The organism is Streptomyces sp. NPDC058637 (genome assembly GCF_042717325.1).
Classification (GTDB): Bacteria; Actinomycetota; Actinomycetes; order Streptomycetales; family Streptomycetaceae; genus Streptomyces.
Genome location: NZ_JBHXRD010000005.1, coordinates 162,829 through 186,757, shown reverse-complemented (window position 1 = coordinate 186,757; position 23,929 = coordinate 162,829). Strand labels below are relative to the sequence as shown.

The window sequence follows — 23,929 nt, the reverse complement described above, 5'->3', positions numbered from 1 at the left end:
TTGGGTACGGGCGGGAGTGTGGCGAGCGCCACATGAGGTTTGCGTGATTCCTGGGGCAACCGTTTGCCGGTTCCACAGGTCATGCATGGCACCGGTGGAAGCCACCGGTCACAAGCCTGAGGGGCTGCACTCGGAGGGGGGTGCAGCCCCTTGGCGTTCTTGTGCTCAGACCCCGGGAGCGGGAGCCTTCGGCGGGACCACGGGTATCGCCAGGAACGGCAGTCTCAGTGCGCCGAACGCCTCCTCGGGCACGGCGGGCGCCTTCGGCTTCACCGCGGCCAGCCGCTCGTACGCCAGCCCCTGGGCCGGACGCGGGTCGGCCTCGCCCTTGTTGGGCCAGAAGGACATCGCGCGTTCCGCCTGCGCGGTGATGGTCAGCGACGGGTTGACGCCCAGGTTCGCGGAGACCGCCGAGCCGTCGACGACGGAGATCCCCGGGTGTCCGTACACACGGTGGTAGGGGTCTATGACGCCGTCCTCGGGGCTCGCCCCGATCGGACAGCCGCCGAGGAAGTGCGCGGTGAGCGGCGTGCCCATCAGCTCCCCGACGTTCGAACCGGCGAAGCCGTTGATCTCCTGGGCCAGCAGCGTCGCGCCCCGCGTGGCCTCGGCGATCTGCGTCGGGTTGGGCGCTCCGTGCCCCTGCCGGGCGGTGAGCAGGCCTTTTCCTATGCCGCCGGGCTTGCGGTAGGCGATCAGTGAGTTGTCCAGGGACTGCATGACGAGCCCGATGATGGTCCGCTCCGACCACCGCCGGTTGGACAGCGAACGCGCGGCGAGCACCGGATGCCGGGCCACGCTGCCGAACCAGCTCAGTACCCGGTGCGTGCTGTAGGGGACCTGGAGGATGGTGAGCGCGCCCATCGCGTTGGATCCCTTGCCGTAGCGCACCGGCTCGATGTGGGTGTTCTCGTCGGGGTGGATCGACGAGGTGATGGCGACGCCCCGGGTGAAGTCGGCCTTCGCGGTGCCGTGCTTCTTGCGGTAGCGGCGGTCGCTGGTCTGCGCGCCGACCAGGCCCTCGGAGTTCGTCCGGGTCAGCTCGCCGAGCTTCGCCGGGATCCGTGGCAGCAGCCCCCGGTCCTTCATGGTGTGCAGCAGGGTCTGCGTCCCGTACGTCCCCGCCGCGACGACGACCTTCCGGGCCCGCAGCACGGCTGGTTCCGCCTTCCTGCGGCGGTTCGTGGGGACGGTCGACACGCGGTAGCCGCCGTCCGGGTGGTCCGTCACCGCGACGACTGATGTCATCGGGTGGATGACGGCTCCGGCCTTCTCCGCGAGGTACAGGTAGTTCTCGTTGAGGGTGTTCTTCGCTCCGTGGCGGCAGCCCGTCATGCATTCGCCGCATTCGGAACAGGCCTTGCGGGCGGGGCCCGCACCGCCGAAGTACGGGTCGGCGACCGAGGCACCGGGTTTCGCCCTGGACGTCCCGTCGGCGTCCTTGCCGTCCCCGAAGAAGACTCCGACCGGGGCGAAGTGGAAGGTGTCGCCGACTCCCATCGCCTCGGCGGCCGCCTTGAGGTGGACGTCGGCCGGAGTCATGGTCGGGTTGAGCCGGACCCCGAGCATCCGCTTGGCCTGGTCGTAGTACGGCGCGAGTTCGTCCCGCCAGTCGGTGATGCCGGCCCACTGGTGGTCCTCGAAGAACGGCGCGGGCGGTACGTACAGCGTGTTGGCGTAGTTGAGGGACCCTCCCCCGACCCCCGCGCCGGCCAGGACCATCACCTTGCCGAGCAGGTGGACGCGCTGGATGCCGAACAGCCCGAGGGCGGGGGCCCACAGGTAGTTCCTGATGTCCCAGGAGTTCTTGGGGAGGGTCGCGGCCGTGAAGCGGCGGCCCGCCTCCAGGACACCGACGCGGTACCCCTTCTCGCTCAGCCGCAGGGCCGAGACCGCGCCGCCGAAACCCGACCCGACGACGAGGACGTCGTAGTCGTACGCGGCGTCGGCGTCGGGTCCTTCGGCGGCCGGGTCCTGCTTCTGGGCAGCGCTGTCCTGGGACATGGCTCTCCTCGGTACGAAAGGGAAGGAAAGGCAGGAAAGGGGGTGCCTGGTGGTCGGCGCGGCCGAGGGGCCGGCGCGGCCCGGGGGCTCAGCGCAGCCGGAAGGCCTTCATCGCCTTCAGCCCGAAGCTCATCACCGCCGCGTACTTCTCGTCGTCCATCCCGAAGGCCGGTCCGAGCGGAACCAGCCGCTGCTGGGCGACGGTCTGGGCCTCGGTGTACTTGAGGATGCCCTCGGAGCCGTGGCGCCGCCCCAGACCGGAATCCTTCATGCCGCCCATCGGGGACTGCACACTGCCGTAGGCGGGCGCGTAGCCCTCGTTGATGTTGACGGTGCCCGCCCGCAGCCGGGCGGCGATCCGGTGGCCGCGCCGGCCGTCCTTGGTCCAGACGCTGGCGTTGAGACCGTACGGCGTGGCGTTGGCGAGGGAGACGGCCTCGTCCTCGTCGGTGAAGCGGTAGATCGAGACGACGGGGCCGAAGGTCTCCTGGGTGCAGACGGCCATCGGCTCCTGGACGTCGTCGAGGATGGTCGGCTCGTAGAACAGCGGGCCGACGTCCGGGCGGGCGGTGCCGCCCGCGACGAGCGTGGCGCCCTTCTCGACGGCTTCGGCGACGTGCCGGGTGACGGTCTCCAGCTGCCGTTCGCCGACCAGGGATCCCATGTCGGCGCCGTACGCGAGGGAGTTGCCGAGGCGCATCGCCTTCGTACGGGCGGCGAAGTGCGCCACGAACTCGTCCGCGACGGACTCGTGGACGTACAGGCGCTCGATGGAGATGCAGAGCTGTCCGGCGGAGGAGAAGCAGGCCCGGACGGCACCCGCGGCGGCCTTCTCCAGGTCGGCGTCGGCCAGCACGAGCATGGGGTTCTTGCCACCGAGCTCCAGCGAGACGCCGACGAGCCGGGCGGCGGCGCGCTGGGCGACGTCACGGCCCGTGGCGGTCGAGCCGGTGAAGGAGACGTAGTCGGCGCGTTCGACGACCTCGGGGCCGACGACGGGGCCTTCCCCGATGACGATCTGGAACACCCCGGCGGGCAGCCCGGCCTCGATCAGCAGGTCGCGGGCCCACAGCGCGGTCAGCGCGGTCTCCGTGTCGGGCTTCATCACGACGGCGTTGCCGGCCACGAAGGCGGGCAGCGCGTCACCGACGGAGAGTTCGAGCGGATAGTTCCAGGGGGCGATCTGGCCGACGACCCCGCGCGGCTGCCGCAGCTCGGTGACCTTCGTGAGGGCGGGGACGACGCCGGTGTGCCGCTTCGGCTTCAGATAGGCGGCGGCCCTGCGCCCGTAGTGGCGGGCCGAGACGGCGACGGCCAGCACTTCCTCGTGGGCGTGCAGCCGGGCCTTGCCGGTCTCCAGCTGGATGAGGTCGAGGACCTCGGACTGACGCTGCAGCACCAGGTCGTGGAAGCGCAGCAGCACCGCGGCCCGGGCGCGGATCGAGGTCGCGGCCCAGGCGGGCTGGGCGGCGCGGGCGCGCTCGAAGGCGGTCGCCACGTCCTCGGGCGTGGACTCGGGCAGGTCGGCCAGCTTGTCCCCGGTGAACGGCATGTGGTTGGCCGTGCGGCCGGAGCCGACGACACCACGGGTCAGCTGGGCGATCACCTCGGGTGTGACCACGTCGGCCGCGGTGCGCACGCCCACGGGGGCGGCAGCCACCGGGTTGGTGCCGACGCGGGTGCCGGGGGCGGCGGTCGTGGAGGCCTGCGAGTCCGTCATGAGGGCGAGAGTATGTCCGGCGCAACACTTTGGGTACCCGTCGGTAACAGCTTTTCACAGTCCCTGCGCCTGCCCTCGGCCCCGACCGTTGACACAGCCAGTGATCACTGGCGACATAACCGCTGATCAGGAGCTATCTTCCGACGGCGCGGCGAATCGTGAAGGTTCTGGTGCCCCATGACCCGGGCATGAATCTTTTCACCCACGTGCACGGATCGACGCGTCACGGACCCGGGTCTCCGCCGCCCGCCCGTCCAGGGCGTCCTCAGCCGTCCTGCTCCGGGGGCTGCCAGCTGCGCAGCATCGTCTCGAAGCGCTCCTTGCTCTCGTCCCGGTCCTCCTCGGGCCCCGTCATGTAGAGCGCGTACTCCGGGCCGCCCCTCTCGCCGAAGTACATCTGGTCGATCCCGTGGCGCGCGCCCGGATGGTCCTTGGACTCGACCCAGGTGAACTCCCACAGGGAGCCCGGCCGGTCACGGAAGGTGTTCGAGTGCAGGGTGAGCCGCTCGTAGCCGGGCAGCCGTTCGGCGAGGTCCTTCTCGATGCTCAGCATGTGCGTGTACGAGTTGTCGAAGTCGGGCTCCGGATCGAGGCTGATCCGGATGCGGTGCGCGCCGTTGTCCGGGGTGTAGTCGATCTGGCCGTCGTTCTTCTGCCGTGTCCAGCCGTCGGGGACGACGAGGCTGAAGCCCTCGGGGTCCTCGACCCGGTGCCAGCCGTCGGGTATCTCCGCCTGCGAGGACGCCGGGCCGTCCTTGTCCCCGTCCTTCCCGCTCTCAGCGTCCGACACGGACGGGGACGGGCCGGTGCTCTCCGGGCCTGCGGTGCTCCGTTCCCCCGCGCCGCCGCTTCCGTGGCCGCCGAACTTCATCACGGCCAGGCCCACGGCCCCGCCCAGCAGCGCGGCCACGGCGACGACGAGCAGGGCGGTGTGCCACCGGCCCCTGCCGCTCCGTGTGGCGGCGGCGGGCGCCGGGGCGTACGCGGGCGCGACCGGTTCGGGCACCGGCTGCGCGAGATGGGCCGTCGATCCTTCGGGGACCGAGGAGGCACGCAGGTCCTCGTCGGAGATCCGCTGCGTCGGCACGTGCGCCTGCGCCGCGCGGGGCCTGCGGCCCTCCATCGCGTCCAGCAGCATGCGCTCCGCCTCCTCGGCCGTCGGCCGGTCGGCGGGGTCCTTGCGCAGCAGCGCCGTGATCACGGGGGCCAGCGCACCGCCCCGCAGCGGTGGCGGCGGTTCCTCCGCGACGACGGCCTGCATGGTGGAGATCGGGGACGTACGGCGGAAGGGCGAGCGCCCCTCGACGGCCGTGTAGAGCGTGGCGCCCAGCGACCAGAGGTCGGACGCCGGGCCCGGGTCGCGGCCGCGCACCCGCTCGGGTGCCAGATAGTCGATGGAGCCGACCAGTTCACCGGTCCTGGTGATCGTGGAGTCGCCCTCGATCGCGGCGATCCCGAAGTCGGTCAGCAGCACCTGCCCGTCACGCGCGAGCAGTACGTTGCCGGGCTTGACGTCCCGGTGCAGCACCCCGGCGCCGTGCGCGGCCCGCAGGGCACTCAGCACGTGCAGCCCGATCCTGGCGGCCTCGCGCGGATCGACCTCGCCCGTCTCCTTCGTGGCGTCGGCGAGGGACGGCCCGTCGACGTACCGCATGACGATCCAGGGGCGCTGGTCGTACTCGATGACGTCGTGGACGGTGACGACCCCGGGATGCGTGATCCGGGCGGCGGCACGCGCCTCCTTCTGCGTACGGGCGTGGAGCACCGCCCGGTCCGCCTCGGACACGTACAGCCCGGCCGTCAACTCCTTGACTGCGACGGTCCGGTGGAGCACCTCGTCGTGGGCCCGCCACACCTTGCCCATGCCGCCACGGCCCAGGACGTCACCGAGCCGGTACCGCCCCGCCAGTACGATTCCCGCGTCCGTGCCCTGTGCATGTTCCACGTGTGCCCCCGCCCCATTCCTTCGAACGACAGGTTACGGACGGGAGGCACTACGGCGTAACCGCACCTCGCCCACGAGACCGCACTGTGATGCTCGTGGCGTGTGCCGACGCGTGGTCAGGAACTGACGCGGTAGGAGGAGATGGCCTGTTCGTAGATGTCGGAGACCCTGTCGCGCTCGTCCTCCGGACCGATGACCTGGACGATGTGGTACCTGCCGTCCACGATCATCGCGAGGTTGCGGACGTAGACTTCGCGCCCGCCGCTCTCCTGCCAGGTGAACTGGCCCTCGGCCATGGCCTGTCGGCCCACGTCGACCCGGCGCAGGCCGCTGGACGTCGCCCAGCTGGACTCCCGGAACGGCTGCAGCTCGGGCTCGGCGCTGCGCTGGTAGTCCAGCGGGTCGGCGCCGTTGGCCTTGACGGTGTCCCGGCCGGGAACGACCAGCACCGTGAACCCGTCGCTGCCGTAGAGGATCTGACGGTCCGCGTTGGCCGGGCTGCGCTGGAAGTCCTTCGGCACACCGACCTCGAACCCCTCCGCGTCCTTGCGCAGGACGTAGCCCGAGGCGAGCGCCACCGCGGAGCGGCTGGTCTGCGGCTGCTCCGAGCCGGACCTGTCCGGCTCCTCGGCGGAGGGGCTGGGTTCCGGACCCGGCTCCGCCGGAGCGGCGGAACCGGACGGCTGCTGCCGCGCCCCCGTGTCCGTACCCGATTCGGATCCGGCCTTGGGCATGAACATGAACGCGTACGCCACGGCGGCGGCCATCGCCAGGAGTATCAGCACCAGCAGCAGCCGGCCGAGCCGGCGCGGCGCACGGGCACCGGGCTGCCGGCCGGGCGGCGGCTGACGCAGCACCTTGGGGCCCTTGGGCTCACGGGGTGCGCGCGGTGGCTTCTCGTACCGCGGCTGCTTCTCGTACCGCTGGGACTTCTGCTGGCGGTGCCGGCCCTGCGCGGCGCCACGGCTCCGGCGCCTGCGCACCAGCTCGCCCCGGCGGCGCACGACGGGCAGCCGGGTGGCGTCGGTGGGCGGCAGCCGCACGACGTCGGTGCCTGCCTCGGGCTCGGGTGCGGAGCGCACGAGGGAGCGCAGCCAGCCGCGCAGCTCCTCGAAGTCCGGGCGCTCCGTCGGGTCCTGACGCAGCAACGACTCGACGACGGGCCGCAGCGGGCCGCACTCCTCCGCGAAGGCCGGCGGTTCGCCGCAGACCATCTGGACGAGCTCGGCGGCGTTCTCCTCCGGGTACGGGGCGTGGCCCTGGACCGCGCGGTAGAGCAGGGCGCCGAGCGCCCAGAGGTCGGTGGAGGGGCCGATGGGCGGGGCCAGTTGCCAGTTGTCGTGGACCGGTCCCGCCTGCTCGGGCGCCCAGCGCTCGGTGACGGCGCCGACGACGGCGATACGGGCCTGCCGGGCGCGTTCGGCGGCGAGCGGGGTGGCGGGGCCGCGATAGGCGGGGGTGTCGCCTCCGCCCGCGACGACCTCGTCCCAGCCGCCGGAGGGGGTCCGTGCGGCCACCGACCGGGGCAGGCGCTCCTGCCGTTCCGCCGGGCCGCTGCCGAGGCGCCGTGAGTCGGCGCGCAGCGCGTCCTCGCCGGAGCCGCCCGATCCTCCGGAGCCGCCCGCGGGTACGGGGCGGCCTGAGCCGTGCCCGTCGCCCCAGGTGCCGGCGAGGTGGACGCGCCGGGGGCCCGCGCCGGGTCCGCCGTCGCCTTCGTCGTCCTCGTCGCCTTCGTCGTCCTCGTCGCCTTCGTCGTCGTAGGGGTCGCCGTAGGGATCGTCGGCCGCGCGGCTCCAGGTGCCGGGCAGCAGCGGGTGTCCGGTCGCCGAGCCGGGGGCTTCCTCGTGCCCGGCGGCATCGGTGCCGTCGTCACCCTCACGCGGCTGGTCCCCGGTTTCGCGGGCCTGCCGGTCCCCGGTTTCGCGGGCCTGCTGGTCCTCGGTGACACGGGCCTGCTGGTCCTCGGTGACACGGGCCTGCTGGTCCTCGGTGACACGGGCCGCGGCGCGGGCACCCGCCCGGTAGGCGGCGATCGCGCCGGCGCGGTCGGCGCGCAGCTGGGCCGGGCTTCCCGCCCCGGGTTCCGCCACGGGGACGGCGGGGTGCGCGGGCCTCGGGACCAGCTCCTGGCCGTCCCGGTCCACGGCGTCGCCCGACACGGGCAAAGCCGCCTCGATCTCCATGGGGCCGCGCGAGGCGGGCACCCCGGCGGAGGGCGTCTCCGCAGCGGTCTCCACCTCGAAGGGCGGCTCGTACGGACCGGTGGGGCCCGACTCGACCGCCGGGGGCCCGTAGTCGTCCGCCTCCTCGGGCCGCGGCACGGGGACGTACCCGCACAGCGCCTCCTCGGCCGCGCCCGCCGCCAGGCCGGTCAGGACGACCCGGCCGTCGTCACAGACGAGCACCGTGCGGACGGTGATGTTGCGGTGGGTCCAGCCGTGCGCGTGCAGCACCCGCAGGGCCGTGAGCACGTCGGAGCCGATCTCGGCGGCCCGGTAGGGGTTGAGCGGTCGCTCCGCGAGGAGCGCGGCGAGCGGCCGGGCCGCGATCAGTTCGCTCACTATCCAGAGCGAGCCCGCCTCGGCGAACACGTCGAAGACCTGGTCCAGGCGCGGGTGGTCGGGCACCTGGGCGGCCGCCTGCGCGGCCTCGATGGCCCGGCGGACCGCAGGGTCCGTGGGCCGCCGCACGGTGCGTCCGGTGGTACGCCTGGCCGCCGAGGTCAGCCCGTCGGCGTCGAGCACCTCCGCGTCCACGACCTCGGGCAACGGGACCTGCCGGACGAGGACTTCCTGACCGCTGTAGGTGTCGAACGCCCGGGTCTCGACCAGTTCGTACGCTTCGGACGGGGGCAGCGGAAGGCGGTAGCGGTCGGCAAGGACCCGACCCGCATAGTCGTCCACAACGCCTCCCCAGAGCGCACTGTCCCCCGGTCACGGAGACCGCAAGAATCCGTCCGTTGCGGTCACTTGCTGTGCAACCTACCCATGATCCCGGCTGCGTACGGTCCATGGCCTCTCACGATACGTGGCAAGTGGCGACGGTGCGGCCGGGTCGGGGCAACCCGGCCGTTCCGTTCGGTCCGGCCGGGTTTGCCGTCCCGTCAGTCGGTGGGCGCGAACGTGGCGAACGCCGTCTCGCGCAGCGTGGTGCACTCCTCGCCGTCCCACTCGCTCGCCTTGCAGCTGATCATGATCGAGTAGCCGTGGGTGGCGTCGACCTTGAAGCCCCGGTTGAGGACCCTGACCCGCATCCCCTGCTGGTTGCGCGTGAACTCCCAGTCGGCGACGGTCGGGTAGCCGTTGTACTCGACCTTCTTGATGCCGATGTGCTTGTAGCCGTTGCTGCTTCCGGCGACAGCTCCCATGAGGCCGCGCCATGCGGCGGCGGCATCGTCACCGGGCGAGCTGTTGTAGTCGACCTGGACGCGCGGGAAGCCGCCGCCGTCGTTGTAGATGCCGCCCGAATTGCTTCCCGCTATGTCGTTGCGCTCGAAGCTCCCGGGCATCGCCATCGCGAAGTGGAACCGCTTGTCGGTGACCTTCCCGTACCCGGCGGGCAGGGCGTTCGGGCCCGGGGCCGCCGGTTCGCCGGACTCCGGGGTGGGCGAGGGGTCGGTGGACGCCTCGCCCTTGTCCTCGCCCTGGCCGTCCTTGCCGTTCCCGTCGTCGGTTCCGGTGCCGGTGTCCTTGCCCGGGTCGGTGTCGCCACCGGCCGCCGCTCCGGCCGACGTCGCGGTGTCGCCCTTGCCCGCACCGGCGTCGCCGTCGTCGCCGAGGGTGAGCGCGAGGACCGTACCGAGGACGGCCAGCACGACGACACCGGCGATGACCGCCAGGGTGCGGCGCGGTACGACATCCGTGATCGACGCACGCGGCGGAGCCGGCGGGCCCGCCGGACGTGCGGCCGGTCCGGAGGCCGAGGCGGTGGTGGCCACCGCCGGGGTCTTCGCGTTCCGCACGGACCGCAGCGCGCCGCGCAGCCGTTCCTTCGTGCTCTCACCGGTGCCGGAAGCCGCACCGGCCCCCGGCCCGGTCGCGGATCCCGTGGCCGCACCGGCCCCGGAGACACTGCCCGAAGCGCCCGCGGCCGGGCCCGCGCCGGACGCGGAACCGCTTCCCGGCCCGGCCGCCGAAGCAGGACCGGCCGTGGACGCGGCTGCCGCGGTCGCGGCGGCTGCCGCCGCCTTCTTCTTGCCGCCGCTCTTCGAACCGGCGATCCCGGGCAGCGCCATGACCTGGGTGGAGTCGGCAGGCGGCGCGACGGGCGGTTCGGGCTGCTCGGGAGCGTTGATCACCTTGTTGAGGAGGACGCGCGCCCCCGCGTCGTCCAGCCGCTGCTCGGGGTCCCTGACCAGCAGGCCGTAGATGACCTCCTCCAGCGGACCCGCGTTCTTCGGCGGATCGACCGGCTCCGTCATCACGGCCGTCAGCGTGGCGATGGCCGAACCCTTGTCGTACGGCGGGCAGCCCTCGACGCTCGCGTACAGCAGTCCGCCGAGCGACCAGAGGTCGGCGGGCGGACCCGGCTTGTGCCCGCGGGCGCGCTCCGGCGAGATGTACGAGGGGGCGCCGACGAGCATGCCCGTCGAGGTGACCGAGGGGTCGCCCTCGACCTGGGCGATGCCGAAGTCGGTCAAAACGACCCGGCCGTCCTCGGAGATCAGCACGTTGGACGGCTTCACGTCGCGGTGCAGGATGCCCTCGCGGTGCGCCGAGCGCAGCACGTCGAGGATGGCGAGGCCGACCTCGGCCGCGCGCCTCGGCGTCAGTGTCCCGTCCTCACGGATCGCCTCGGCGAGTGACTTGCCCTCGATGAGCTCCATGACGATCCACGGCCGGTCGTCCTCGTCGACCACGTCGTAGACCGTCACCGCGCTGTTGTTGCGGATCCTCGCGATCGCCTTCGCCTCACGCAGGGTGCGCGTGATCAGCCGGCGCTTCTCGTCCTCGTCGATGGCCGAGGGGAACCGCAGTTCCTTGACGGCGACCGTGCGGCCCAGTGTCTCGTCGGCGGCACGCCAGACCGTGCCCATGCCGCCCCGGCCGAGCACCTCCCCGAGCCGGTACCGCCCCGCGAGGAGACGTCCGTCCTTGTCCCGTTGGGGCTCCTGTGCCTGCTCCGCCTCCGACATGCGTCCCCTCTGCGATCAACCCGCCCTGGCAGAGCGTTCATTGTCCCTCACCCCGGGACCGGTCATGGTGCCGGGTCCGCGGTCGGCCATGATGTGGCCGGAGGAAGGAGACCTCTGCCGTGCCGATACCCAGGGCGCTGCTCGCCGCCCCGGTGGTGCTGGCCCTGCTCGCGCCGGGAACCGTGAGCCTGCCCAGCGAACCACACCTCACGCCCGCATCGTCCTACCTTCCCCGGCTCGTCGTCGAGGGCGACGCCCCGGCGGCGGCCTTCCTGGCGGGCCCCAGCACCTCGGCGCCGTACGGCACATACGGCTCGGCGGGGCCCGGGATCGGGCCCGGCGACCGCTTCCGGGCGGGCAGCGTCACCAAGACGTTCGTCGCGACCGTGGTCCTGCAGCTCGCCGCCGAGGGCCGGCTGCGGCTGTCGGACAGCGTCGAGGCGTATCTGCCGGGTCTGATACACGGTCACGGCAACGACGGCGCGCACATCACGCTGCGCTCCCTGCTCACTCACACCAGTGGCCTCAACGACTACCTGGACGCGCTGCCCGCCACCGATCCCGCCGTCACAGGCGCCGCCGGCCCGTCCGCGCAGCCGCTGACGCCCGGCACCGCGATCCGCACGGCCCTGGCCCGCTCCCCGGCGAGGACGCCCGGCGCCTTCACGTACTCCAACACCAACTACGTCCTGCTCGGTCTGGTCGTCCAGCGCGTCACCGGGCGTCCGTACGCCACCGGGATACAGGACCGCGTGCTCACCCCCCTCCACCTGTCCGGCACCTCCCTCCCGGGCGCCCGCAGCGTCCTGCCCGATCCGCACTCCCACGGCTACCACCGCTCCGCCGACGACGGTGCCCTGCGTGACGTCACGGCCATCGACCCGCGGGTCGCGGGCGCGGCCGGGGAGCTGGTGTCCACGCTCGCCGACCTCAACCGCTTCTACGCGGCCCTGCTGGGCGGCCGTCTGCTGCCCCCCGCCCAGCTGGCCACGCTGCTCGACACCCGGGCGGCGGGGGGCTTTTACGGCATGGGCGTCTATCCGCAGAAGCTTGTCTGCGGGACCACCGTCTGGGGGCACAACGGGCACATCACCGGGAGTTACGTGCGGACCGCCGCGACCGCGGACGGCCGGCATGTCTTCACCTTCCGGGTCAACACGGACGCGGCGCCCGACCCGGACCTCGAAACGGCCCTCCTGGAGGCCGAGTTCTGCCCCTCGGCCTCCTGATCCACGGTGTCAGAGGGGCACGATGTCCGGTGCCCCCAGCCTCGCCGCGTCCGCCGTCAGGTCGTCCGGCTGCCGCTGCGACTCGCGCTCCGCCTCCACGCGCTTGCGGTAGTGCTCGACCTCCCGCTCGACCTGGCCGGTGTCCCAGCCGAGCACCGGCGCCATCAGGTCGGCGCACTCACGCGCACAGCGGGTGCCCCGGTCGAACGTCTCGATGGAGATCCGGGTGCGTCGCGTCAGTACGTCGTCGAGGTGACGGGCGCCCTCGTGCGAGGCGGCGTAGACGACCTCGGCCCGCAGATAGTCCTCCGCGCCCGCCAGCGGATCGCCCAGCGACGCGTCACCGGCGACCAGCTCCAGCAGTTCCTCGGTCATGGAGCCGTAGCGGTTGAGCAGATGCTCCACCCGGGCGACGTGCAGCCCGGTCCGGGCCGCGATCCTGGCGCGGGCGTTCCACAGGGCCCGGTAGCCCTCGGCGCCCAGCAGCGGGATGTCCTCGGTGACGCAGTCCGCGACCCGCTGGTCCAGCCCGCGCACGGCCTCGTCCACCGCGTCCTTCGCCATCACCCGGTACGTCGTGTACTTGCCGCCCGCGACGACGACGAGTCCGGGCGCCGGATGGGCCACCGTGTGCTCGCGCGAGAGCTTGCTCGTGGCGTCCGACTCGCCGGCCAGCAACGGCCGCAGCCCCGCGTACACCCCCTGGACGTCGTCCCTGCTCAGCGGGGTGTTGAGCACCGAGTTGACGTGTTCGAGCAGATAGTCGATGTCGGCGCTGGAGGCGGCCGGATGGGCTTTGTCCAGGTCCCAGTCGGTGTCCGTGGTTCCGATGATCCAGTGGCGGCCCCACGGGATCACGAACAGGACGGACTTCTCCGTCCGCAGGATCAGGCCGGTCGAGGAGTGGATGCGGTCCTTGGGTACGACGAGGTGGATGCCCTTCGACGCCCGTACGTGGAACTGTCCGCGCTCGCCGATGAGCGCCTGGGTGTCGTCCGTCCACACACCGGTGGCGTTGACCACCTGCTTGGCCCTGACCTCGTACTCCCCGCCACCCTCGACGTCCTGCACCCGGGCGCCGACGACGCGCTCGCCCTCGCGCAGGAAACCTATGACGCGCGCCCTGTTCGCCACGTGCGCGCCGTAGCTCGCGGCCGTGCGCACCAGGGCCTGGACATAGCGGGCGTCGTCCATCTGGGCGTCGTAGTACTGCAGGGCGCCGACCAGGGCGTCCTTCTTGAGCGCGGGCGCGATCCGCAGGGCGCGGCGGCGCGAGAGGTGGCGGTGCACGGGCAGACCGCGGCCGTGGCCGGAGGACACCGACATCGCGTCGTACAGCGCGACGCCCGAGCCGGCGTACAGCCGCTCCCAGCCCTTGTGCCGCAAGGGGTAGAGGAAGGGGACGGGCTTCACCAGATGCGGGGCCAGCCGCTCCAGCAGCAGTCCGCGCTCCTTCAGCGCCTCCCGTACGAGCGCGAAGTCCAGCATCTCCAGATAGCGCAGTCCGCCGTGGATCAGCTTGCTCGACCGGCTGGACGTCCCGGACGCCCAGTCACGCGCCTCGACCAGTCCGGTGGAAAGTCCTCTGGTGACCGCGTCCAGCGCCGTCCCGGCGCCGACCACGCCCGCTCCCACGACCAGCACGTCCAGTTCACGCTCGGCCATCGCGGCGAGCGCCTGGGTGCGCTGCGCCGGTCCCAGTGTCGCTGTCCTCACTGCTGCCTCCCGGTAGTGCCGGTACTCCGGTGGATCAGGGTGGTACGGCACGGGAGGGGGACCGGCCGAGAGGCCGGGCGCCCGTGCCCACCACTCGATTCTGTCCGCGGTCCGCGACTTCAGCCACCGCCTGTGGACAACACTCGGTCGACCAGAGCCACAGAATGCGACATATAGGTCATATTTACGCCTAGTCTGACATTGCGCTGTCCCCAGCAGTTGCGCTTTCTGTCTTCTTGGTCTTAGGGAAGGACGGCCCTCGACATGCCCGCAGACCTCGCTGTCATCGGACTCGGTCACCTCGGCCTGCCCCTCGCCCAAGCAGCCGTCGCCGCCGGGATCCACACCGTCGGCTACGACACCGACCCACGCCCGTACGCCGAACTCTCCGCGGGGCGTACGCCGGTCGAGGGATCCCTCAGCGCCTCCGACATCCGCCGGATGCTCTCGGGAGGGTTCCGCCCCACCGCCGACCCGGCCGAGCTCGGCCGGGTGCGCACCGCCGCGATCTGCGCCCCCACCCCCCTCGGCCCCGACCGCACCCTGGACCTCTCCGCCGTCACCGACGCCGCCCGCGCCCTCGCCGCCCGGCTGCGCCCGCACACCACCGTCCTGGTGGAATCGGCCGTGCCTCCCGGCACCACGGAGAACCTCGTGCGTCCGCTCCTGGAGGAGGGATCGGGCCTGCGCGCCGGACGCGACTTCCACCTCGCCCACTCCCCCGGCCGCCTCGACCCCGGCAACCGCACCCACGTCTTCGCCAACACCCCCAAGGTCATCGGTGGCCTGACCCCGGCCTGCACCGAGTCGGCCGCCGCGTTCTACGGCCGGCTCACCGACAAGGTCGTCCGGGCCCGCGGACCCCGGGAGGCCGAGATGACGAAGGTCCTGGAAACCAACTTCCGGCATGTCAACATCGCCCTGGTCAACGAGATGGCCGTCCTCTGCCACGACCTCGGCGTCGACCTCTGGGACGTCATCCGGTGCGCCGAGACCAAACCGTTCGGCTTCCAGCCCTTCCGCCCCGGCCCCGGAGTCGGCGGCCACGGCGCCCCCGTCGACCCCGGCTTCCTCCCGTACAACAGCCGCACCCCCGGCCACCCGCTGCGCATGGTCTCGCTGGCCAAGGAGATCAACGACCGGATGCCCGGCTACGTCATCCAGCGCTGTGCCACCCTGCTCAACGAGCACGGCAAGTCCGTCCGCGGTGCCAGGGTGCTGCTGCTCGGCGTCACCTACAAGCCGGACCTGGCCGACCAGGAGGCCTCCCCCGCCCGCGAGATCGCGACCCGGCTGATGGACATGGGTGCCCAGATCGGCTACCACGACCCGCATGTCCTGGACTGGCGCGTGCGCGAACTGCCCGTCCCACGCGCCGACTCGCTGTACGAGGCCGCCGCCGGGGCCGACCTGACCGTGCTGCTCCAGCACCACCGCACGTACGACCTCCAGGGGCTCGCCGTGAAGGCCCAACTCCTCCTGGACACCCGGGGAGCCACCCCTGCGGGAGCCGCGCACCGGCTCTAGGGAAGGCCCCTCCGACCGGTCCCCGCAAGGATTCCGGTGGGTCCTGTCGGTACGGACTGCTAGCCTGCGGCGTCGCATCTCGCACAGTCGTGCGCATCCGTCCCAGGGGGAACATCCGTCATGAGCCAGCCCGTGCAGCCGCCCAACCCGCCGCAGCAGCCCCAGGGCGGCCGACCCGCCGCCGGCAACCCGTACGCGGCGGCGCCGCAGCCCGGTGCCCCGGCGGACAACAACCCGTACGCGGGTGCCCCGACGGGGAACCCGTACGGCCAGCAGCAGGGCGCGCCCACGGGCAACCCGTTCGCCGGCCGGCAGCCCGGACAGTTCGGCGAGGGCGCCCCGTTCGCGCCCGCCCCGCCCGCCGGCAACGGCTCCGGGCTCGGCCTCGGCATCCTGGCCGCGCTCGGCACGGCGATCGTCGCGGCGATCCTGTACGGCGTCATAGCGGGCTCCATCGAGCGCGAGGTCGGCTACGCGGCCGTCGGTGTCGGCTTCCTCGTCGGCTTCGTGGCGGGCAAGGTCGGCGGATCCAACCCGGCCGTCGCCGTCGCGGGTGCCGTCTTCTCCCTGGGCGCCGTCTTCCTGGGCCAGCTCGTCGCCATGTCGATGATCCTGGCCGACGGGCTCGGCGTCGGCTTCACCGAGGTCTTCTTCGACCACTTCGGTGACGTCATGGACATCTGGAAGGAGGAGGCCGACTTCATGACCTACCTCTTCCTCGCCCTGGGTCCGGTCGCAGCCTTCGGTGGCGCCAAGAGGGCCGGCTGACCCACAGCGCACACGCGGGAGGGCCCGGACCACAGGTGGTCCGGGCCCTCCCGCGTGTGTCGGGCGGTTCGTCAGCGGCTGTGCTGCGAGTCCGCCACGGTCACCTCGACGCGCTGGAACTCCTTGAGGTCGCTGTAGCCCGTGGTGGCCATCGCCCGGCGCAGCGCGCCGAAGATGTTCATCGAGCCGTCGGGGTTGTGCGAGGGCCCGGTCAGGACCTCCTCCGTCGTGCCGACGGAGCCCAGGTCGACCAGCTTGCCGCGCGGCACGTCCTCGTGGACGGCCTCCATGCCCCAGTGCCGGCCGCGGCCGGGCGCGTCCGTGGCACGGGCCAGCGGGGAGCCAATCATCACGGCGTCCGCACCGCAGGCGATCGCCTTGGGCAGGTCGCCGGACCAGCCGACCCCGCCGTCCGCGATCACGTGCACGTACCGGCCGCCGGACTCGTCCATGTAGTCACGGCGGGCCCCGGCCACGTCGGCGACCGCGGTCGCCATCGGGACCTGGATGCCGAAGACGTTGCGCGTGGTGTGCGCGGCGCCGCCGCCGAAGCCGACGAGGACACCGGCCGCGCCGGTGCGCATCAGGTGCAGGGCCGCGGTGTACGTGGCACAGCCGCCGACGATCACCGGGACGTCCAGCTCGTAGATGAACTGCTTCAGGTTGAGCGGCTCGGCGGCGCCGGAGACGTGCTCGGCGGAGACCGTCGTACCGCGGATGACGAAGATGTCCACGCCCGCGTCGACGACGGCCTTGGAGAACTGCGCGGTGCGCTGCGGGGAGAGCGCGGCGGCGGTGACGACACCGGAGTCGCGCACCTCCTTGAGGCGCTGCCCGATCAGCTCCTCCTGGATGGGGGCGGAGTAGATCTCCTGGAGCCGCGGGGTCGCGGTCTCGACGGGCATCTCGGCGATCTCGTCGAGGAGCGGCTGCGGGTCGGCGTGCCGGGTCCACAGCCCCTCGAGGTTGAGGACACCGAGGCCGCCCAGCTCACCGATGCGGATGGCGGTCTGCGGGGAGACCACCGAGTCCATGGGGGCGGCCAGGAAGGGCAGCTCGAAACGGTAGGCGTCGATCTGCCAGGCGATCGAGACCTCCTTCGGGTCACGGGTACGACGGCTCGGCACGACAGCGATGTCGTCGAACGCGTATGCCCGCCGACCGCGCTTTCCGCGCCCGATCTCGATCTCAGTCACGATGATGTGGCCTTTCCTCTACGTCTGCGCTGACCAGTATCCCCGACACACACATGAGGGGCGGTCCCGGGAACCCCGGTCCGCCCCTCACCTGCGCTTATGACTTACTTCCTGCTGTAGTTCGGCGCTTCGACCGTCATCTGGATGTCGTGCGGGTGGCTCTCCTTGAGCCCCGCCGAGGTGATCCGGACGAAGCGGCCGTTGGCCTGGAGCTCCGGGACCGTCCGGCCGCCGACGTAGAACATCGACTGGCGCAGACCACCGGTGAGCTGGTGCACGACCGCGGACAGCGGACCGCGGTACGGGACCTGGCCCTCGATGCCCTCGGGGACCAGCTTCTCGTCGGAGGCGACGCCCTCCTGGAAGTAGCGGTCCTTGGAGTACGAGCGCTGGTCGCCCCGGGTCTGCATCGCGGCGAGCGAGCCCATGCCGCGGTACGACTTGAACTGCTTGCCGTTGATGAACAGCAGCTCGCCCGGGGACTCCTCGCAGCCCGCGAGGAGCGAGCCGAGCATCACGGTGTCGGCGCCGGCCACCAGGGCCTTGGCGATGTCGCCGGAGTACTGCAGGCCGCCGTCGCCGATGACCGGGACACCGGCCGCCTTCGCGGCGAGCGAGGCCTCGTAGATCGCGGTGACCTGCGGGACGCCGATGCCGGCGACCACGCGGGTCGTACAGATGGAACCGGGTCCGACGCCGACCTTGATGCCGTCGACGCCCGCGTCGATGAGTGCCTGGGCACCGTCACGGGTGGCGATGTTGCCGCCGATGACGTCGACGCCCGAGGCGTTCGACTTGATCTTGGCGACCATGTCGCCGACCAGGCGGGAGTGGCCGTGCGCGGTGTCCACGACGATGAAGTCGACACCGGCCTCGACGAGCGCCTGCGCCCGCTCGAAGGCGTCACCCGCGACACCGACAGCGGCGCCGACGAGCAGCCGGCCTTCCTTGTCCTTGGCGGCGTTCGGGTACTTCTCCGCCTTGACGAAGTCCTTGACGGTGATGAGGCCCTTGAGGACCCCTGCGTCGTCGACCAGCGGAAGCTTCTCGATCTTGTGGCGGCGCAGCAGCTCCATGGCGTCGACGCCGGAGATGCCCACCTTGCCCGTGACGAGCGGCATCGGCGTCATGACCTCGCGCACCTGGCGCGAACGGTCCGGCTCGAAGGCCATGTCACGGTTGGTGACGATGCCGAGGAGCTTGCCCGCCGCGTCGGTGACCGGGACACCGCTGATGCGGAACTTGGCGCACAGGGCGTTGGCCTCGTGCAGTGTCGCGTCCGGGTGGACCGTGATCGGGTCGGTGACCATGCCGGACTCGGAGCGCTTCACCAGGTCGACCTGGTTCGCCTGGTCGGCGATGGAGAGGTTGCGGTGCAGGACGCCCGCGCCGCCCTGCCGCGCCATGGCGATGGCCATGCGCGCCTCGGTGACCTTGTCCATCGCGGCGGAGAGCAGCGGGATGTTCACCCGGACGTTCTTCGAGATGTGCGAGGAGGTATCGATCTGGTCGGGCGCCATGTCGGACGCGCCGGGCAGCAGCAGCACGTCGTCGTATGTCAGCCCGAGCGTCGCGAATTTCTCGGGCACTCCGTCGACGTTTGCAGTCATGACACCTTCCCCAAATGGCCTTGATCGGTGCGGATGTCCATGCTAACGGGCTCGCGGGGTGTCTCATTCCACGAGCAAGATCACTTAGCTGTTTCGTGGCTTCCTGCGGAACGGCGGTACCGCCCTTTCCACGGAACGGCGGTGCCGCTCCTACTGGCCCGCGAGGGCCCGGAGTCTGCTCAGCGCACGGTGCTGGGCGACCCGGACCGCGCCCGGGGACATCCCGAGCATCTGCCCGGTCTCCTCGGCGGTCAGTCCGACCGCGACGCGCAGGACCAGCAGCTCACGCTGGTTCTCCGGAAGGTTGGCGAGCAGCTTCTTGGCCCAGGCCGCATCGCTGCTGAGCAGGGCGCGTTCCTCCGGGCCGAGCGAGTCGTCGGGCCGCTCCGGCATCTCGTCGGAGGGCACGGCCGTCGAGCCGGGGTGCCGCATCGCGGCGCGCTGCAGGTCGGCGACCTTGTGGCCCGCGATCGCGAAGACGAAGGCCTCGAAGGGTCTGCCGGTGTCCTTGTAGCGCGGCAGCGCCATCAGTACCGCGACACAGACCTCCTGTGCGAGGTCCTCCACGAAGTGACGGGCATCACCGGGCAGCCGGTTCAGCCGGGACCTGCAGTAGCGCAGGGCCAGCGGGTGGACATGGGCCAGCAGATCGTGGGTGGCCTGCGCGTCGCCGTCCACGGCACGGTGCACCAGAGCACCGATCGCCGTCGTCTCGTCGTCGCGCATCGGACCATGGTGCCTTGACGCCGTCTGATCCGCGGCATCGAGTCCCGAGTTGTGCACCGAAGCGTTATGAGCGGATGCGCCGGATGTCATCTCCTGCGCCCTCCCCTTCCGCTGGACCGAATCGTTCCCGAGGAACTCCACACCTCAAGGATGCGGCATCGGCCGGGAAGCGTCACATGGCACCGGTGGGAAGGGCCCGGCCGTGGGTCCGCCGCCACCGTCGCCCCGTCCGCCGGTGTGCGGACGGGATCGAACGGCTACCGGCCGCGCCGCTGCATCAGCGGACCAGGCCCCAGCGGAAGCCGAGCGCGACCGCGTGCGCACGGTCCGAGGCCCCCAGCTTCTTGAACAGACGCCTGGCGTGCGTCTTCACCGTGTCCTCGGAGAGGAACAGCTCGCGTCCGATCTCCGCGTTGGAGCGGCCGTGGCTCATGCCTTCGAGCACCTGGATCTCCCGCGCGGTGAGCGTCGGGGCCGCCCCCATCTCGGCGGACCGCAGCCGGCGTGGGGCGAGCCTCCACGTCGGATCGGCCAGCGCCTGGGTGACGGTGGCCCGCAGTTCGGCGCGCGAGGCGTCCTTGTGCAGATAGCCGCGGGCGCCGGCGGCGACCGCGAGCGCGACCCCGTCGAGGTCCTCGGCGACGGTCAGCATGATGATCCTGGCGCCGGGGTCCGCCGAGAGCAGCCGCCGGACCGTCTCCACACCCCCCAGACCGGGCATGCGTACGTCCATCAGAATCAAATCCGAACGGTCGGCTCCCCAGCGGCGGAGGACTTCCTCGCCGTTGGCCGCCGTCGTCACACGCTCGACGCCGGGCACGGTCGCAACCGCGCGACGGAGCGCTTCTCGGGCAAGCGGGGAGTCGTCGCAGACGAGGACGGATGTCATGACCGTCCTCCGCAGCTGATGCGCGTCACCTTGAGCCTCCAGGCTGATACAAGTCGTCACCTGTGCGGTTGACCCCCTCGGACATCTGCCCGAGCTCGCTCTCCGTCAACCGCCTCGCCCTTCTCAACGACGGTCACTCGAAAGAGTTACGGGTCAGAGCTTCCGGTTCGGCACTCTAAGTGAGGGCCCGCGTACGGAGGAGAACGACGCGAGATCATTCACGCGTCAACCGATGTATCACCCATAGGCATGCCCCATTTAGCGGATTTTCTTCCCTTTTGCTGGCGTCTGAGGCTAGATTCACAATCAGTCATATTTACATCTACTAACACCATAGATGTACGGTCGGAACTCCGGCCGCGACGATCACGCCGCCGGTCGACGACGGTCGAGGATGCCGTTTCCGACTCAGCAAGGTTTCGAGGGGACACGCAATGGCAGATTTCTCCCGCCTTCCCGGACCCAACGCAGATCTGTGGGACTGGCAGCTGCTGGCCGCCTGCCGCGGGGTCGACAGCTCCCTGTTCTTCCACCCCGAAGGGGAGCGTGGGGCGGCCCGGAGCGCCCGTGAGACCTCGGCGAAGGAGGTCTGCATGCGCTGCCCGGTGCGCGCCGAGTGCGCGGCGCACGCGCTCGCCGTCCGTGAGCCCTACGGCGTGTGGGGCGGCCTGACCGAGGACGAGCGCGAGGAGCTCATGGGCCGCGCCCGCAACCGTCTGATCTCGGCCCACTCGGGCGCCCCCCAGACCCCCCGCCCCACCTGACACCCCATACGGCCCAGCGAACGCAGAAACGTTTCTTCGCATCGGGTGCGCCCTCCGTCGGACGCGCGCACCGGGTGCGGCGAGGACCTCCCGCTCAGCGCGTGGCGGACGGTGTTCGCCCTCAGCGCGTGGCGGAAAATGTCCGCCCTCAGCGCGTGGCGGCCCGCGCCAGCTGGTCGAGGGTGGCGGCCACGGCCGGGACCCGGGCCAGGTCCGGCAGGGTCAGTGCGACGATCTCCCGCTCCACCGCCGGCTCCACCGTGACGGTACGGGCCCCCTTGGGGCGTACCGACTCGATGGCCAGTGCCGGCAGGACGGCCACCCCGAGACCCGCCCCGACCAGCCCGATCACCGCCGGGTAGTCGTCGGTGGCGAAGTCGATCCGGGGAGTGAATCCGGAGGCCTCGCAGACCTCCACGAGCTGGCGCCTGCAGCGCGGGCAGCCCGCGATCCACGACTCGTCGGCCAGCTCGCCGATGCCCACGGCGTCCGCGTCCGCCAGCCGGTGCCCGTCCGGAACCAGCCCGATCAGCCGGTCCGTGAGCAGCGGGCGCACCACCAGGTCGTCCCATTCGCCGCCGGTCGTCCCGTACCGGAACGCCAGCGCGATGTCGCAGTCCCCGTCGCGCAGCATCTCCACCGAGCGTGGCGGTTCCGCCTCGACGAGCGAGACCTGGGTGCCGGGGTGGGCGGCCCGCAGCGCGGCGAGGGCGCCGGGAACCAGTGTGGAGCTTCCGCTGGGGAACGACACGAGCCGGACCCGCCCGGCGCGCAGCCCGGCGATCGCGGCGACCTCCTCCTCGGCCGCGGTCAGCCCCGCGAGGATGCCGGAGGCGTGGCGCACCAGGGCCTCACCGGCTTCGGTGAGCCGCATCTCGCGTCCCGTACGGACCAGCAGCGGGGTTCCCGCGGAGGCTTCCAGCGCCTTCATCTGCTGGCTGACCGCGGGCTGGGTGCAGCCCAGTTCACGTGCGGCGGCGGAGAACGAACCGGTGGTGGCCACGGCACGCAGGACGCGGAGGTGACGGGCTTCGATCATTCCCCAACCATAAGGCGTGCTTGCAGGGTCGCGCGAATATTCGCGAGCGTCTTTGGGCACGGAGTGGTTAGCGTGTGCGGCATGAAGCTGCTGACCGTGAATCTGGGCCGCGCCGAGGCCACCGCGTACTCCGACGGACCCACCGGGATCGACAAGCGTCCGGCCGACGGTCCCGTGCGGGTCACCGACCCGGGACCCAAGGGCGGCGGCGGCAGCGGGCTGGCCGGGGACTCGGTGTGCGACCTGCGCCACCACGGCGGATCGGACCAGGCGGTGTACGCCTTCGCGCGGGAGGAGCTCGACGACTGGGAGAAGGAGCTCGGACGCCCCCTGCCCAACGGCTCGTTCGGCGAGAACCTCACGACGCTCGGACTCCCGGTGAGTCATGCGCGGATCGGTGAGCGCTGGCGGATCGGCGGCGAGCTGGTCCTGGAGGTGACGGCGGGCCGCATTCCGTGCCGTACGTTCGCGGGTCACCTGGACGAGCGGGGCTGGGTACGGCGGTTCACCCGCGAGGCGGCCACCGGCGCGTACCTGCGGGTGATCGAACCGGGGTCGATCCGTGCCGGGGACCCGGTCGAGATAGTCCACCGTCCCGACCACGAGGTCACCGCCGCCCTCCAGTTCAGGGCCGTCACGACCGAACGGGACCTGCTGCCGCGCCTCCTCGACGCCGGGGACGCGCTGCACCCCGAGGCGCTGCGCAAGGCACGGGAGTACGTGGCGGCCCAGGTTTCGTGACCATCCTCCGGGCGGGTGGGCGGCCCGTGCTCGCGGGGCACTAACGTGCCGCGTATGACGACTGCACTGATTACGGGCGCGACGGCGGGGATCGGGGCCGCCTTCGCAAGGCGGCTCGCGGGTGACGGGCACAACCTGGTGCTGGTGGCCCGTGACACGGAGCGGCTGCGGGTCCAGGCCACGGAGCTGCACGACCGGCACGGCATCGAGGCCGAGGTGCTGACGGCCGACCTGTCGACGGACGCCGGGATCGAGGCGGTCGAAGCACGGCTGGCGGACCGCGTGAGCCCGGTCGACCTGCTGGTGAACAACGCCGGTTTCGGCAACAAGGGGCGCTATCTGGACGTCACCATGGCCGACGAGCTGACGATGCTGAAGGTGCACTGCGAGGCGGTGCTGCGGCTGACCTCGGCCGGGGCCGCCGGCATGCGGGAGCGCGGGCGCGGCGGAGTGATCAACGTGGCCTCGGTGGCGGCCTTCCTGCCGCGTGGGACGTACGGGGCGTCGAAGGCGTGGGTCGTGCAGTTCACCCAGGGCGCGGCGAAGGACCTGGCGGGGTCGGGGGTGCGGCTGATGGCCCTGTGCCCCGGCTTCGTGCGGACCGAGTTCCACGAGCGGGCCGGAATGGGCACGGGCAACATCCCGGACTGGATGTGGCTGGACGCGGACAAGCTGGTCACGGCGGCCCTGGCGGATCTGGCCCGCGGCAGGACGGTGTCCGTGCCGGACGCCCGGTACAAGGCGCTGATGGGCCTGGTGAAGGTGGCGCCCCGGGGCCTGCTCGGCGGAGTGACCTCCCGCGCGGGCCGCACGTACGGCCCGCGGTAGCCGCACGTACGCCGCCCGCGTGACGGCCGAGGCCCGGTGCCCCCGCGACGGGGGTACCGGGCCTCGGCTGCGTACGGTCCGTACCGGTGACGG

The 23,929-nt window shown here is 71.8% G+C and carries 17 protein-coding genes; 6 read left to right on the top strand and 11 right to left on the bottom strand.

Features of this window, described 5'->3' with window-relative positions:
- Positions 1-165: 165 nt before the first annotated feature.
- The 5 genes from ACFWVP_RS07080 to ACFWVP_RS07060 all read right to left on the bottom strand — a co-directional run bounded on the left by ACFWVP_RS07080 (position 166) and on the right by ACFWVP_RS07060 (position 10,803).
- The gene (locus ACFWVP_RS07080; protein ID WP_384494246.1) at positions 166-2,004 is read right to left on the bottom strand and encodes a GMC oxidoreductase; all 1,839 of its coding nucleotides are present in this window, start codon (positions 2,002-2,004) and stop codon (positions 166-168) included.
- A gap of 88 nt (positions 2,005-2,092) precedes the next feature.
- Positions 2,093-3,724: a succinic semialdehyde dehydrogenase gene (locus ACFWVP_RS07075; RefSeq protein ID WP_384494244.1), complete on the bottom strand. Its 1,632-nt coding sequence runs from the start codon at positions 3,722-3,724 to the stop codon at positions 2,093-2,095.
- Between the two features lie 265 nt (positions 3,725-3,989).
- Positions 3,990-5,669, bottom strand: coding sequence for a protein kinase (locus ACFWVP_RS07070; RefSeq protein WP_384494242.1), 1,680 nt, complete (start codon positions 5,667-5,669; stop codon positions 3,990-3,992).
- 116 nt (positions 5,670-5,785) lie between these two features.
- Positions 5,786-8,572 carry a protein kinase gene (locus tag ACFWVP_RS07065; RefSeq protein WP_384494241.1) on the bottom strand — a complete coding sequence of 929 codons (2,787 nt, stop codon included), beginning with the start codon at positions 8,570-8,572 and terminating at the stop codon, positions 5,786-5,788.
- A 200-nt stretch (positions 8,573-8,772) separates the two neighbouring features.
- Positions 8,773-10,803, bottom strand: coding sequence for a serine/threonine-protein kinase (locus tag ACFWVP_RS07060; RefSeq protein ID WP_384494240.1), 2,031 nt, complete (start codon positions 10,801-10,803; stop codon positions 8,773-8,775).
- A gap of 119 nt (positions 10,804-10,922) precedes the next feature.
- Here ACFWVP_RS07060 and ACFWVP_RS07055 point away from each other — a divergent pair, with 119 nt between their 5' ends.
- Complete coding sequence (locus ACFWVP_RS07055; protein ID WP_384494239.1) at positions 10,923-12,032, top strand: serine hydrolase domain-containing protein; 1,110 nt, start codon at positions 10,923-10,925, stop codon at positions 12,030-12,032.
- 9 nt (positions 12,033-12,041) lie between these two features.
- Here the strand turns inward: ACFWVP_RS07055 and ACFWVP_RS07050 are convergent, their stop codons facing one another.
- Positions 12,042-13,748, bottom strand: a complete 1,707-nt coding sequence (locus tag ACFWVP_RS07050) for a glycerol-3-phosphate dehydrogenase/oxidase (RefSeq protein ID WP_384494237.1) — start codon at positions 13,746-13,748, stop codon at positions 12,042-12,044.
- Between the two features lie 264 nt (positions 13,749-14,012).
- On the opposite strand from ACFWVP_RS07050, the gene ACFWVP_RS07045 reads away from it, so the two are divergent.
- Entirely contained in the window at positions 14,013-15,275 is a 1,263-nt protein-coding gene (locus ACFWVP_RS07045) for a nucleotide sugar dehydrogenase (protein WP_384494235.1), read from the top strand.
- Between the two features lie 120 nt (positions 15,276-15,395).
- Positions 15,396-16,043 (top strand): hypothetical protein, encoded by a 648-nt coding sequence (locus ACFWVP_RS07040; RefSeq protein WP_384494233.1) that lies wholly within the window; start codon positions 15,396-15,398, stop codon positions 16,041-16,043.
- Between the two features lie 71 nt (positions 16,044-16,114).
- Here the strand turns inward: ACFWVP_RS07040 and ACFWVP_RS07035 are convergent, their stop codons facing one another.
- The 4 genes from ACFWVP_RS07035 to ACFWVP_RS07020 form a co-directional block, all read right to left on the bottom strand.
- The gene (locus ACFWVP_RS07035; RefSeq protein ID WP_384494232.1) at positions 16,115-17,239 is read right to left on the bottom strand and encodes a GuaB3 family IMP dehydrogenase-related protein; all 1,125 of its coding nucleotides are present in this window, start codon (positions 17,237-17,239) and stop codon (positions 16,115-16,117) included.
- A 104-nt stretch (positions 17,240-17,343) separates the two neighbouring features.
- Positions 17,344-18,849: an IMP dehydrogenase gene (guaB, locus tag ACFWVP_RS07030; RefSeq protein ID WP_384494230.1), complete on the bottom strand. Its 1,506-nt coding sequence runs from the start codon at positions 18,847-18,849 to the stop codon at positions 17,344-17,346.
- Positions 18,850-18,999: 150 nt separating this feature from the next.
- A complete protein-coding gene (locus ACFWVP_RS07025; RefSeq protein ID WP_351170100.1) occupies positions 19,000-19,575 on the bottom strand; it encodes a sigma-70 family RNA polymerase sigma factor in 576 nt (191 codons plus the stop codon).
- A 277-nt stretch (positions 19,576-19,852) separates the two neighbouring features.
- Positions 19,853-20,464 (bottom strand): response regulator transcription factor, encoded by a 612-nt coding sequence (locus ACFWVP_RS07020; RefSeq protein WP_003948568.1) that lies wholly within the window; start codon positions 20,462-20,464, stop codon positions 19,853-19,855.
- A 434-nt stretch (positions 20,465-20,898) separates the two neighbouring features.
- Between ACFWVP_RS07020 and ACFWVP_RS07015 the strand changes: the two genes are divergently transcribed.
- Positions 20,899-21,228 carry a WhiB family transcriptional regulator gene (locus tag ACFWVP_RS07015; RefSeq protein ID WP_384494228.1) on the top strand — a complete coding sequence of 110 codons (330 nt, stop codon included), beginning with the start codon at positions 20,899-20,901 and terminating at the stop codon, positions 21,226-21,228.
- 148 nt (positions 21,229-21,376) lie between these two features.
- Here the strand turns inward: ACFWVP_RS07015 and ACFWVP_RS07010 are convergent, their stop codons facing one another.
- Positions 21,377-22,267 carry a LysR family transcriptional regulator gene (locus ACFWVP_RS07010; RefSeq protein WP_384494226.1) on the bottom strand — a complete coding sequence of 297 codons (891 nt, stop codon included), beginning with the start codon at positions 22,265-22,267 and terminating at the stop codon, positions 21,377-21,379.
- An 81-nt stretch (positions 22,268-22,348) separates the two neighbouring features.
- Here ACFWVP_RS07010 and ACFWVP_RS07005 point away from each other — a divergent pair, with 81 nt between their 5' ends.
- Together ACFWVP_RS07005 and ACFWVP_RS07000 are read left to right on the top strand one after the other, a co-directional pair.
- Positions 22,349-23,008: an MOSC domain-containing protein gene (locus tag ACFWVP_RS07005; RefSeq protein WP_384494225.1), complete on the top strand. Its 660-nt coding sequence runs from the start codon at positions 22,349-22,351 to the stop codon at positions 23,006-23,008.
- 54 nt (positions 23,009-23,062) lie between these two features.
- On the top strand, positions 23,063-23,836 hold the full coding sequence (locus ACFWVP_RS07000) for an SDR family NAD(P)-dependent oxidoreductase (protein ID WP_384494224.1): 774 nt from the start codon (positions 23,063-23,065) through the stop codon (positions 23,834-23,836).
- The last annotated feature ends 93 nt before the right edge of the window (positions 23,837-23,929 follow it).